Below are 10,232 nucleotides of genomic sequence, written 5' to 3'. Positions count from 1 at the left end.
ATTAATAACAGTTGAGGCGCGGTTACAATGAACACTCCGATCCAACCGAACATCGATTTTTAGTTTAGTCAGATTCTCTCGCGGGAGCCAAGAATATAACCGAGGAACACGATAGCCGCTGTTCCAGCAAATGTCTCGACTCCCGCGACCACACTCGGTAATCCCGTGGGTGGAGTATATGGAGGCGATGTCGTGAATGTCACCACGCTATAGTACATGCTACTACCCCATCCCATCCCGCCCCAGTGCCAATACACCACGGCGGACAAAGAATACAGTAGTATCATCCACCCGACGATTGGTTTGATCTGAACACCATATCCGGTAAATGCACTCGACAGGCGCGAAATAGCCCAGTCGAAATTCCCTTTCCATCCTCCTTCTGCCTTTGCTTCTTTTCGACGAGCGCTTCGTTCTCGTACTCTGGCCGCTCGGGCTTGGTTGAGGAGTCCGTTCTCGCTGAATGCCTCTCGAAGCTCATGATTCGCTCGAGCAATAACATCGTACTGTCGTTGTTTGGAGATGTCTGATTCATTCAAAAACTGTTTGAGTCGATTATTAGGAGAGTGAATGTTAGTTCCGCGTGACATTATTATATCATCAAGATTTGTGTCCCCTAACAGCACGTTTGATAGATCAGCATCGCGGATCCTTGCCTCCGACAGATCAGCATCTTTGAGGTCTGCCTCCGACAGGTCAGCAAACGAAAGTTCTGCCCCAGACAAGTTAGCATCTAATAGAGTCGCCCCTGACAGGTCGCCCCCAAGAATATTGGCTTGCGATAGGTTAGCTCGCTCAAGATTGGACCCCTTAAGATTAGCTCCAGAAAGGTTGGCTAATGAAAGGTTTGCATCCGAAAGATCGGCGCCTTCAAGATGTGCATCTGATAGATCAGCTTCTCTGAGGGAGGCATTCGGGCCAACATCTTCAAATGACAAATCATCGTCGTTCGGAATTTCGTATTCATGATTACTCATAGAGAGAGAATTGTGCGCAATAGGTAAAGAGCGAACGAGAACAAAAGCAACTAGGAGCTGGTTACTTCTCAAACAGCACTCAAATCAGATGCTAATTTCAAATGGCCTTCCGAAGAAGCGGCCCCCGATCGATATCCAGTTTCCATCGAATTCACCAACCTGATCGAGAATGCTCGCCTTTGCCGGGTGAAATTTCGTTGAAGAATACCACAGCGTGATCGCCATCATTCCGAGTAGTGCTATAGCAGTTCTACTAGAAATTGTCGTAGCAATCCAACCAATTCCGAATGCTGTACCCCGGAGACAATCCCGAATTGAGATTAGTATCTTGTTTGAGTCTTCCCTAATGTTCTCGCTGTCGGATTCAGCCATACCAATCAGCAGCGGTCGCTCCTACTTGATGTTTCACCTACAACCGGGAAATTAGGCCTTTCTGACGCTGTGATAGGCATTTGCCAAATTCGAGGTTGGGAAAATTATATATTTAAGAAAGCTTGAGGTGAGCGGTGTTTCTCACTCGCCATCGGTCAACCTCGCTGGCATCCGCACATCTCGAGCACTGGTCCACGGACGGACTCGGGCGGCACCCTCGCCGTACGCCCACACCGTCGCACCGAGCAGGTGCTCGCGAGCTATCGACGCTCGTTCAGTCATCGCCGGTCACCTCCTGCTCGGTGAACGTCTGGAGTGACGCCTTCTCGCCGACGAGTAGCTCCTTCGTCAGCGCCTTCGCGAGATTCACCGGCACCGCGTTCCCGATCTACTTCGTCGTCTCCGTCTTGTTGCCCGCGAACTCGTAGTCCGGCGGGAACCCCATCGCCGCGGCGAGCTCCCGTGGCTGGAGCATCCTGAAGCGGATGTCGAGCCCGTACGGGAACGCCTCCGGGACGACCAGCGCGAAGCGGTCGCGTGTCGTCACCGTCGGGAGTGGCCCGTCGACGGCGTTCGACTGGCCGTTCCCGTAGTACTCGATGAGGAACGGACTCACGAGGTGGCCGTCCTGGTTCCGTGCGGTGACCGTGTGGAGCGGCTGCTCTCCCGGTTCGTACGTCGCGTTCGAGTGCAGCCCACCCCGCGAGCCGTTCCGCGGGAGCACGAACGTCGTCGGGTTGTAGAGCCCGATCGCGCCGCGGGTCGCGACGGTCGGCACCGGATCGTCGAGGACGCTCCGCGCCGTCGCTCCCGACTGCTGGCCGAGTAGATACGGCTCACACAGCGCGTACTTCCCGCCTTGCGCCGTCACCGTGTCCATCGGCTCATCGACCGGCTTCGCCGTCGACGTGCCGTAGTACTTCACGAGGAACGGCTCGCACCGCTCCTCTACGATCCCGTGAACCTCGCCAGCGTCAACGACGTCTTCCTGCATCGCCGCCACGTCCTCCTTTCCGAGCTCGCCGACAGCGTCAGCGAACGGTTCGAGGCGCTCGTCGCAGTGCTGGCGGATGCCCTCGGCGATCCGCTGCATCGTATTGTTCACCAGCGGCCGGTCGCGCTGCCAGAGGCTTTCGCCGGCGTCGGACCAGTCGATGACCTCCGCGGCCGGTCGCCAGTCAGGCAGCTCGTCGTCGCCGTCGCTGTGCGTCGGCTCCGGGAACGACGCGCGTCGGCCGCGCCGACCGACGACAAACAGCCGCTTCCGAGTCGTCGGGTCACCGTAGTCCGCCGCGTTCAGCACCCGCCAGTCGACCGAGTAGCCGAGGGCGTGGAACGCGTTGATCCATGTCTCGAAGATCTCGCCGTTCCGGGTAGCGTTTCCATCGTCGTCGACCGGGCCCCACGACTTCAGCTCGCGGACGTTCTCGAGCAGCACGTTCTCTGGGCGGAGCTTCTCCACCCAGTCGAGCACGTGCCACGGCGACGCCCGCTTCTGCTCGTTCACCGGCTTCCCACCGCGGGCCACCGAGAAGTGCGTGCACTCCGGCGACGCGATCAGCACGTCGACACCGTCCTCCTCGACGACATCCGGCGGGTGGAGTTCTTCGACCTTCGAGACGTGATGGTCGCCGTTCGGGTGGTTCCGCTTGTGTGTCTCGATCGCCGTCTCCCAGTGGTTGACTGCTGTCACCTGGAGCTCGACGCTGAGGTCGTCGCAGGCCTGCGAGAGCCCTTCGAGCGTGCCGCCCGCGCCGCAGAACAGGTCGACAGCGCGAACAACGTCGTCAGTCACGGTCGATCACCTCGCGCTCCACCAGCTCCGCATCACCGTCCGCAACCGCCTTGCGCGCCTCCTCAGCGTGCTCCGAGTGCACCGCGATGAACACACAGCCTTCCGTCGCGATGACAGCGATATCGTCGTTCTGCAGCTGCTCGATCTGCTCGTCAGTCAGCGAGAGCAGCCACGCGTCCTTTCCGGTGTCGCTCACGCGTTCTCACCCTGGCTAGACCTCGATGGGCTCGCCGTCGCACTCTTGTCTCGCACACTCCAGGCACCGCTCGCCGGCGAATCCGGGCGAGGTCGCGAGCAGTTCCGCCGGCTCGCCGCAGCCGTCGCACGTCGACTCGTTTCGGAGGCCAATTGCACGACGCCGCTGCTCGCGCTTCTCGTCTTGCGCCCACGCCCGGACCTGCTCTTGGGTGATCGACGCGTGGCGAGCGTGTTCGACCGGTTCGATGTTTCCCGGCCGGTTGTCCCACTTGATCCCGTTGCGGTGATGCACGTCCTTCTCCGCGAGATCGTCGAGGACCGACTCGATCGGCTGGTCGAGCGGGTAGCACTCGACCACCGCGAGCAGTCGATGATGCGCGACGTAGACGTCCTCTCGGCCGTCTGTCGGCGTGTGCGGTCGGTGTTCCGTCGACCGCCAGCGCTCGTAGCCGGCGCCGCTCCCGTGGCCGGGCTTCGCGTGCTGCCACGTCGCGAATGGCTGCACTTCGTTCTCACCGAGATGGTAGTTTCCCACACCGTCATCACCTCGCCTGAATCCGCGGCGCGAGCATCATCGTCGTGTGGCCGAAGCCGTCCGCGAAGTCGTAGTACATCTTCACGGGCATCTCTTCGGAGAACTCGACACGGAGATCCGTTCCCTTGCTCATCGGCTTCAGAAGCCCCTTGAGCTTGCTCCCCTCCGCAGAGCCGCCGACCAGATAGGCGAGCGAGTACATCGAAGTCGCGTCTGAGTCGAAGTTCGCTTCCGGGAGCTCGTCAGAGCCGAGCACCGTCTCGATCGTGTCGGTGTCTCCATCGCCACTCACGACGAGCTCCTGGTCGTCGACGACCGCCTCGAACTCGACGTGGTCGCTGACGAGTTCCGCGTTCTCGACAGCGTCTCTGAAGACACCAGCCTCGGCGGTGAAATCCACGTTGTGATCGAGATCCGGGATGTCGGGCTCCCCCCGCATCGCTTCGGTGTTGATCCCGGCCATCTCCACCTCGACGTTCGTGTGCTGGATCTCCACCGACAGCGTTTCAGGTAGGAATGAGAGTGTCACCGGGTCCCCGCCACTCGCACCGTCGATGTAGTCGTCGAGACGCTGCAGGTTCAGCCCGATCGGGAACATTCCGTCGCCGACCGACTCGAACGCTCCCGGTTCGACCTCGAGGTCGACCATGCCGACGTTCGCCGGGTCGACCGCAGTGACCGACAGCCCATCGTAGCCGACGCGGAAAATCGCCTCGTCGACCACGGTCAGCAGCTGATCGATCACCTGCTGGAGCACCTCTGCCCGAACGATGACCGTCATGTTCTCGATCGGTTCCGCCTCAGCGTCCGGCGTTTCTTCCTCCTCGGCAGCGTCCTCAGTTCCTTCCGCGTCAGCGGCTGCCATCAGGCACCACCTCGACATCGCCATCGACCGTCTCTTCGATGTCGCTACTCCCGTCTCTCTCGGTGGTGTTGGCACTCATAGTCGCAGTTTCCGCGAACCTCCCGGTCGTTCGCTCGATACTCTCCGGCAGCCCCGCCAGCGTTTTCTCCAACTCCTCGGCCGAGATCCCGACCGGCGCTTCCACGACGAGCGAGATGTCGCCCCGCTCGACGCTCACCAGCGCACGGTCGCCGACAACGTCCACCTCGAGGACGGCCGGCTGCTCCGGCGCCGCCTCCTGCGGCGTCTCGTCGACGCTCATGCCTCCCTCCAGTACTCGACCTGGTGGCTAGCGTTCGACGCGTCGTGCTCCCACGGCGAGTCGTCGCCGACCTCCATCAGCATCGTCGTCGTCGCCTCGCACGTACAGCAGTACGCCGAGACGACCCGACGCTCGTCGACGTCGAGTTCATACGGCTCCGGGTCGGACGGCCCGCTCATGTCGACGTTGTCGGCCGCGCCACCCACGTGCTCACTACTCGCCATCGGCCACCCCCGTGTCGGCCGTGGTCAGCTCATCACAGCCGACTTTGAGATGAGATATCTCCCCGTCGACATCACAACTTATTTCGCAATTTCCAACTGACATATTAATGCTACTGCGGGGGTACCATGTCAGAGGAAATCCCGCGCTTCGACCCTTAATTCGTCGACTAGACATCGCTTACCACCTCGCCGGCCGAGGCCAGCTCGTCGAGTCGCTTGCGAGCCTCGCTGCCATCCGTCGCCGCTTCCGACGATGTCGACGACGCTTCGGGTGTCGGGCCTCGCTCGGGAGCGTTCAGCGGCTCACCGTCTCGCCGGCCGACAACGAGCCACACGCCCTCATGGGCCCAGTCCTTCCAAAGCAGGTTCTCGTTCACGAGCGGCTTGATCACCCGGGACCGAACCCCGGGCTTCGGGATGTTCAGCGCATTCGCCAGCACCGACTCCGCCGTCCCGATCTCGATGCGACCGCCGACCTCGGTCCACTCGACGAGCTCCCAGTAGCCTTCCAGCGCCTTCGCCGGGACGTCGACCTCGCCGGGCGAGGTCTCCGCTTCCGTCTCGCTGGCGTCGGCAAGCCTGTCGAGGGCGTGCCGGACCGCGTCGGCCATCGAGCCGTGCTCTTCCTCGGCCGCTTCCAGCACTTCGAGCCGCCTCTCGTCGCTGATCGGCGCCTTCGCGACGCGACCGTCGTCACTCATCGAGCATCACCTCCTCGGCCTCGACGACGCGCTGGAACTCGTCGGAGTCGCCTCCGCTGTCCGGGTGCGTCTCCGCTTTCCGAGCGCGAGCCGCCGACTCGACGACGTTCTCCGGCGCGTCCGGCGCGACGCCGAGCACTTCGTGCGCCGGTTGGCTCGTGGCAGTTCCGGCGACAGCGTCGTCGTCAGCCGGCGGCAGCCGCGCCGCCGCGAACTCCGAGTCGCCGGTCTGGACCGGCCGCTGGCTCCGCATCCGCGTCTCGTTGACCCACTTCAGGACGTAGCGAACGTTGTCGCGGAGCCGCGGCGAGTCGTCGCACGCCACCGCGAACTGCTCGTCGTCGGTCCACCGCAGCACGAATCCGGGATCGTCCGGGGTCGCGTTGTGCAGCGGCAGTCCGTTCGACTTCGTGTGAGCGTTCGCGATCTCGCCGCGCCAGTGGTCGACGCCCATCCGGTCCATCTCGGTCGCGAGTTCGGACGTCGTCGCGCCGAGCGTCGCCTCGAAGCTCCGGTTCCGCTCGCGCTCCGACTCCGGCGTCCGCTCGAAGCCCGTCGGCCAGTCGAGACCGCTCATGCCGACACCCCGCTACGCCTGCGGACCCGGCCACGGCCGCATAATGCGCGGCAGCGCGCGCGCCGCCCTAAGTTCGCGCTCACACACTCGTGTGCGCTACGAGGGCGCCGATTCTCACACACCCCCGTACCCCCGTACGGTTTCGCTGATTCAACGTGAGAGCCGTCAAATCTCTCGATTGTCGTCGAATCGGTGCCGTACGGTGGGACCGGAGAACCGTACGGTTCGTACGCTCCAGTTGTTCCACCCGAAACAGTCGAAACGGAAGTCATTGGTCAACACCTCCGTCGGCCGCGAGCGGCCGATCGTTCGAGACCTGGAGCTCGGTCTGCGCCTCGACGCCGTCCCGCTGCCACCACCACGGCGGCGAGAGGTAGGTCCGTCCGGTTTCGAGGTTCGTGACGGCGAGCTGCTCGCGTGACCACTTCCACCAGAGCAGTGCGACGTGAGCGCACCAGCTGCGGAACCGGTAGCCGTCGCACTCGCACTCGGCAACGAGATCTCCCTCGTAGAGCGCGAACAGCACGCGGTGTTTCGAGATGCCGTCTTCGTCGACGTAGCCGAGCAGCACGTCGAACTCAGCCGGGTTGACCGGACCGACGTTCGACGGCGCCGCTTGTGCTCGCTTCCAACTGGAGGACGTAGTCCAACCGTTCGGGAAGCGGAACTGATCAGGCTCGCCGAGACGGTTCGCGATCTGCTCGCGAACTTCCTCGACGCGTGTCTCGGCACTCATGGCGGCGAGCACCTCTTCACGAAGTTGCCGACGCCACCCGCGTGCCTGTCCTCGATGTGGCTCCGAATCGCGTCGTGGACTGCCTTCTCTCCGCAGCGGATCTTGGAGATCCACTCGTCTTCGTCGAATCGGGTGTTCACGGAGAAGTAGGCGGTCTCGCCTTCGACTTGTTCGCGAACGTAGCCGCTCCAGCCAGCACTGTCTTGCCAGAGCCGCAGCTCGCCATTCGCGTTGAACAGTTCGCCGATCTCGAGTTCACGGCGCTCCTCAACGACCGCGCGCGCCGCGTTCTCGTCAGCGTCGACGTCGACGTCGATCTGCCGCTCGACGCTGCTCATAACCCCACCTCCTGAATCGGCGCGAGAGTGCCTCTAAGTGTAAGAAAAAGGTGGAAAAGGTATATGTATCCTATGGGCCGGCACGAATTTGAATCGTGGTTACGGCCACCCGAAGGCCGAAGGATACCAAGCTACCCCACCGGCCCGCATGCGACAGAAGGCCGTTCGTTCTTTTAACCTTTCCGAATGTCGGAAGCGGGCTCCGGGTCGCCGACCGGTCGGCTCCCGACGAACGGCCGGGTCACGCCTCGAAGTACCGGTCCCGGTGCTCGCGACAGCCGGGGTTGAAATCGGCGCCGCACCGCGGACAGGCGTCGTCGTCACAGTCGAGGTATTCGCGGGCCGAGAGGGTCGCGCCGCAGACGCCGCAGAGCACCGCCGGCTCGTCGAAGCGGTCGCGGGGCCAGGGCTCGGCCGGGTGGTCCGCCGCGGCGTCGTGGCAGGCGTCGCAGGGGTAGTACGTCGCACAGCAGCCGAAGCGGAGCGCGATCACGTCCACGGGGTCGTCCCAGTGCGCGCACCGCGTCTCCGAGTCGACGGCGACGCCTCGCAGCGGGACCGCGAACCGGTCGTCGGTCGCCGGCGCGGTCGTCGTCCGGCGATCAGTAGGACTCGTACCCATCGGTGTCGAGCCAGTTGTGGACGACCGAGACCGCGTGGTCGGCGTGGAGCAGTTCGGGACCGACGCGGACGCGGCGCTCCGCGCGCTCCGCGAGCAGTTCCTCCTCCCCGTCGGTGAAGTCGCGGTGGTCGGAGAGAGCGAACACGGGATCGGTCGGCGGGGCGGCGTCGACGAGGGGGTCGCCGTCCTCGTGGAGTTGGACGAGCGTCGGGTCGACGGACGCGCCGGTGCCGCCCGCGTCGAGCAGCCGGTCCAGCGTCGCCTCCAGTCCCATCCGGCGGAGTTCGACGCCCGGCGAGACGTCCGCGGGCATGTGGCCGATCGCGTCCGCCTTCGCGGCGAGCGCGTCTCGGATCCGCGCGGCGACGTTACGCTCGTCCGGGTGGAGGTGGCGGAGGCTGTCCGAGTCGAAGCTGACCGTCAGCTCGTCGGCGACGACGAGGTGGACCCGCACGGACTCGCGGATCCCGTGCGAGAGGAAGACGCCGCTCGCGACGCACCGACAGAGCAAGTCCAACCGGCCCGCGCCGGGCAGGTCCGACAGCGAGATCTCGTCCGGGTCGGTCGGGACCTCGTGACCGATGACGACGAACTGGCGCATACGCGGGGGTCGCCCCCGACACTCATAAGCGACCCGACCCGACGATCCGTATGAGCGTTACCGGAATCTGTCAGATCTGCGAGGCCGCGCCGGCGCGCCACGGCTGTCCGCAGTGCGGGCGGGCCGTCTGCGAGGACCACTGGAGCGACGACGCCGGCCTCTGCACGGCGTGTACGCAGGGCCGCCGGCAGTGACTCGGCCCCGAAGCCGGCCGGTCGTCGACGGACCGCCTACCGGTGTCGGTTCAGCCGCTTTTTGAGCCGCTTGGCCGCGTCGCCCGCGGCGCCGAAGTACGTCGCCTCGTCGTCCGGGCGGCTCGACTCCTCGCCGGCGAAGACGATCCCGCGCGAGGAGTTGACGAGCCCCACGTCGACGGCGGCGTCCGGGCGGTCGGCGAGCCCGTGTTCGACCGCGGCCTCAGCGTCGCCGCCCTGCGCTCCCACGCCGGGGACGAGGAAGGGGATCTCTGGGACGATCTCGCGGACCTCGGCCAGCTCCTCGGGGGCGGTCGCGCCGACCACGAGGCCGACGTTGTCGTTCGCGTTCCACACGTCCGCGAGCGCCGCGACCCGTTCGTAGAGCGGCTCGCCCGAGGCGAGTTCGAGGTCCTGGAGGTCGCTCCCGCCGGGGTTCGAGGTGCGACAGAGGACGAAGACGCCCTTCTCCGCGCGGTCGAGGAACGGCTGGAGGGAGTCGCGACCGAGGTACGGGTTCACCGTGATCGCGTCGGCGTCGTCGAGCGCCGCGGCGTACCGCCGCGTGGTGTTACCGATGTCGGCGCGCTTGGCGTCGAGCAGGACCGGGACGTCCCTGCCGTGGGCGTAGGCGATCGTCTCCCGGAGCGCGCGCCAGCCGTCGGCGTCCTCGTAGAACGCGGCGTTGGGCTTGTAGCACGCGGCGTGCTCGTGGGTCGCGTCGATGATCCGGCGGTTGAACGCCCACCGCGGCAGGTCGGCGTCGGCGACGGAGTCGGGGAGCCGGCTCGGGTCCGGGTCGAGGCCGACCGAGACGACGCTGTCCGTCGACTCGATCCGGGCCGCGAGCGTCTCGAAGAAGCTCATGCCCGCCACTGCGGCCGGGGGCGCGCTAAACGTTGCGTTCCGCTCGGGCTCCCTTCGGTCGTCCGTCACTCACCCGGAGCGACCGCACGACCGTGCCCGGCGTACGCCGTGATCGTCCCGAAGAGGTACCGCTCCTCGGTCACCGTCTCCGCGTTGTCCGCGAGCGCCCGCCGCGCGGCCGTCGTCCGCGCGTCCAGTCGGTCGAGCGGGTCGTCCGAGTCCAGGTCGAACAGCCGCCCGTTCACCCGCGCGAAGCCGGCGAGAGCGGCGTTCGCGGGTCGGTTCCCCCGCGGCGCGAACGCCGCGACGACGACCGCGTCGGCCAGCCC

At 64.8% G+C, this 10,232-nt stretch carries 17 protein-coding genes, 1 tRNA gene and 1 pseudogene; 1 reads left to right on the top strand and 18 read right to left on the bottom strand.

Annotated features, from left to right (window positions below):
- Window positions 1–68: 68 nt before the first annotated feature.
- The 16 genes from DJ73_RS18885 to trmY all read right to left on the bottom strand — a co-directional run bounded on the left by DJ73_RS18885 (window position 69) and on the right by trmY (window position 8,842).
- Window positions 69–977, bottom strand: coding sequence for a pentapeptide repeat-containing protein (locus tag DJ73_RS18885; RefSeq protein WP_094558751.1), 909 nt, complete (start codon window positions 975–977; stop codon window positions 69–71).
- 84 nt (window positions 978–1,061) lie between these two features.
- On the bottom strand, window positions 1,062–1,349 hold the full coding sequence (locus DJ73_RS19965; RefSeq protein ID WP_141212995.1) for a hypothetical protein: 288 nt from the start codon (window positions 1,347–1,349) through the stop codon (window positions 1,062–1,064).
- 141 nt (window positions 1,350–1,490) lie between these two features.
- Entirely contained in the window at window positions 1,491–1,631 is a 141-nt protein-coding gene (locus DJ73_RS20530) for a hypothetical protein (protein WP_176451173.1), read from the bottom strand.
- A 106-nt stretch (window positions 1,632–1,737) separates the two neighbouring features.
- On the bottom strand, window positions 1,738–3,144 hold the full coding sequence (locus tag DJ73_RS18880) for a DNA cytosine methyltransferase (protein WP_254921715.1): 1,407 nt from the start codon (window positions 3,142–3,144) through the stop codon (window positions 1,738–1,740).
- Entirely contained in the window at window positions 3,137–3,340 is a 204-nt protein-coding gene (locus DJ73_RS18875; RefSeq protein WP_094558750.1) for a hypothetical protein, read from the bottom strand. The genes DJ73_RS18880 and DJ73_RS18875 overlap by 8 nt, the downstream gene beginning before the upstream one ends.
- Before the next feature lie 15 nt (window positions 3,341–3,355).
- The gene (locus tag DJ73_RS18870; RefSeq protein WP_094558749.1) at window positions 3,356–3,877 is read right to left on the bottom strand and encodes an HNH endonuclease; all 522 of its coding nucleotides are present in this window, start codon (window positions 3,875–3,877) and stop codon (window positions 3,356–3,358) included.
- Between the two features lie 7 nt (window positions 3,878–3,884).
- The gene (locus DJ73_RS18865; protein WP_094558748.1) at window positions 3,885–4,742 is read right to left on the bottom strand and encodes a hypothetical protein; all 858 of its coding nucleotides are present in this window, start codon (window positions 4,740–4,742) and stop codon (window positions 3,885–3,887) included.
- The gene (locus tag DJ73_RS18860; RefSeq protein ID WP_094558747.1) at window positions 4,729–5,043 is read right to left on the bottom strand and encodes a hypothetical protein; all 315 of its coding nucleotides are present in this window, start codon (window positions 5,041–5,043) and stop codon (window positions 4,729–4,731) included. The genes DJ73_RS18865 and DJ73_RS18860 overlap by 14 nt, the downstream gene beginning before the upstream one ends.
- Window positions 5,040–5,267, bottom strand: coding sequence for a hypothetical protein (locus tag DJ73_RS18855; RefSeq protein WP_094558746.1), 228 nt, complete (start codon window positions 5,265–5,267; stop codon window positions 5,040–5,042). The genes DJ73_RS18860 and DJ73_RS18855 overlap by 4 nt, the downstream gene beginning before the upstream one ends.
- A 167-nt stretch (window positions 5,268–5,434) precedes the next feature.
- Window positions 5,435–5,968 carry a hypothetical protein gene (locus DJ73_RS18850; protein ID WP_094558745.1) on the bottom strand — a complete coding sequence of 178 codons (534 nt, stop codon included), beginning with the start codon at window positions 5,966–5,968 and terminating at the stop codon, window positions 5,435–5,437.
- Window positions 5,961–6,545: a molecular chaperone DnaJ gene (locus tag DJ73_RS18845; RefSeq protein ID WP_094558744.1), complete on the bottom strand. Its 585-nt coding sequence runs from the start codon at window positions 6,543–6,545 to the stop codon at window positions 5,961–5,963. Before DJ73_RS18845 ends, DJ73_RS18850 begins: the two co-directional genes overlap by 8 nt.
- Window positions 6,546–6,813: 268 nt before the next feature.
- Window positions 6,814–7,281 carry a hypothetical protein gene (locus tag DJ73_RS18840; protein ID WP_254921714.1) on the bottom strand — a complete coding sequence of 156 codons (468 nt, stop codon included), beginning with the start codon at window positions 7,279–7,281 and terminating at the stop codon, window positions 6,814–6,816.
- Window positions 7,278–7,619, bottom strand: a complete 342-nt coding sequence (locus DJ73_RS18835; protein WP_094558742.1) for a hypothetical protein — start codon at window positions 7,617–7,619, stop codon at window positions 7,278–7,280. The genes DJ73_RS18840 and DJ73_RS18835 overlap by 4 nt, the downstream gene beginning before the upstream one ends.
- Window positions 7,620–7,692: 73 nt before the next feature.
- Window positions 7,693–7,765: transfer RNA gene (locus DJ73_RS18830), tRNA-Pro, on the bottom strand.
- Window positions 7,766–7,860: 95 nt separating this feature from the next.
- Window positions 7,861–8,241 carry a CHY zinc finger protein gene (locus tag DJ73_RS18825; RefSeq protein WP_094522629.1) on the bottom strand — a complete coding sequence of 127 codons (381 nt, stop codon included), beginning with the start codon at window positions 8,239–8,241 and terminating at the stop codon, window positions 7,861–7,863.
- Window positions 8,222–8,842 carry a tRNA (pseudouridine(54)-N(1))-methyltransferase TrmY gene (trmY, locus tag DJ73_RS18820; RefSeq protein ID WP_094558741.1) on the bottom strand — a complete coding sequence of 207 codons (621 nt, stop codon included), beginning with the start codon at window positions 8,840–8,842 and terminating at the stop codon, window positions 8,222–8,224. Before trmY ends, DJ73_RS18825 begins: the two co-directional genes overlap by 20 nt.
- 50 nt (window positions 8,843–8,892) lie before the next feature.
- On the opposite strand from trmY, the gene DJ73_RS20525 reads away from it, so the two are divergent.
- On the top strand, window positions 8,893–9,036 hold the full coding sequence (locus tag DJ73_RS20525; RefSeq protein ID WP_176451172.1) for a hypothetical protein: 144 nt from the start codon (window positions 8,893–8,895) through the stop codon (window positions 9,034–9,036).
- Between the two features lie 36 nt (window positions 9,037–9,072).
- On the opposite strand, the gene pyrF is transcribed toward DJ73_RS20525, so the two are convergent.
- Window positions 9,073–9,903, bottom strand: coding sequence for an orotidine-5'-phosphate decarboxylase (gene pyrF / locus DJ73_RS18815; RefSeq protein WP_094522625.1), 831 nt, complete (start codon window positions 9,901–9,903; stop codon window positions 9,073–9,075).
- A 65-nt stretch (window positions 9,904–9,968) separates the two neighbouring features.
- A pseudogene (locus tag DJ73_RS18810) lies at window positions 9,969–10,232 on the bottom strand (SAM-dependent methyltransferase); the annotation flags it as partial.

The organism is Halorubrum sp. Ea1 (genome assembly GCF_002252965.1).
GTDB lineage: Archaea > Halobacteriota > Halobacteria > Halobacteriales > Haloferacaceae > Halorubrum.
The sequence above is the reverse complement of the archived record's forward strand: the minus strand, read 5'-3'. Positions and strand labels throughout refer to the sequence as shown.

Bases quoted from the DNA above. Each gene is read 5' to 3' on its own strand.
- DJ73_RS18885 (WP_094558751.1), bottom strand. From the start codon at position 977: ATGAGTAATCATGAATACGAAATTCCGAACGACGATGATTTGTCATTT.
- DJ73_RS19965 (WP_141212995.1), bottom strand. From the start codon at position 1,349: ATGGCTGAATCCGACAGCGAGAACATTAGGGAAGACTCAAACAAGATA.
- DJ73_RS20530 (WP_176451173.1), bottom strand. From the start codon at position 1,631: ATGACTGAACGAGCGTCGATAGCTCGCGAGCACCTGCTCGGTGCGACG.
- DJ73_RS18865 (WP_094558748.1), bottom strand. From the start codon at position 4,742: ATGGCAGCCGCTGACGCGGAAGGAACTGAGGACGCTGCCGAGGAGGAA.
- DJ73_RS18860 (WP_094558747.1), bottom strand. From the start codon at position 5,043: ATGAGCGTCGACGAGACGCCGCAGGAGGCGGCGCCGGAGCAGCCGGCC.
- DJ73_RS18855 (WP_094558746.1), bottom strand. From the start codon at position 5,267: ATGGCGAGTAGTGAGCACGTGGGTGGCGCGGCCGACAACGTCGACATG.
- DJ73_RS18850 (WP_094558745.1), bottom strand. From the start codon at position 5,968: ATGAGTGACGACGGTCGCGTCGCGAAGGCGCCGATCAGCGACGAGAGG.
- DJ73_RS18845 (WP_094558744.1), bottom strand. From the start codon at position 6,545: ATGAGCGGTCTCGACTGGCCGACGGGCTTCGAGCGGACGCCGGAGTCG.
- DJ73_RS18840 (WP_254921714.1), bottom strand. From the start codon at position 7,281: ATGAGTGCCGAGACACGCGTCGAGGAAGTTCGCGAGCAGATCGCGAAC.
- DJ73_RS18835 (WP_094558742.1), bottom strand. From the start codon at position 7,619: ATGAGCAGCGTCGAGCGGCAGATCGACGTCGACGTCGACGCTGACGAG.
- DJ73_RS18825 (WP_094522629.1), bottom strand. From the start codon at position 8,241: ATGGGTACGAGTCCTACTGATCGCCGGACGACGACCGCGCCGGCGACC.
- trmY (WP_094558741.1), bottom strand. From the start codon at position 8,842: ATGCGCCAGTTCGTCGTCATCGGTCACGAGGTCCCGACCGACCCGGAC.
- DJ73_RS20525 (WP_176451172.1), top strand. From the start codon at position 8,893: ATGAGCGTTACCGGAATCTGTCAGATCTGCGAGGCCGCGCCGGCGCGC.
- pyrF (WP_094522625.1), bottom strand. From the start codon at position 9,903: ATGAGCTTCTTCGAGACGCTCGCGGCCCGGATCGAGTCGACGGACAGC.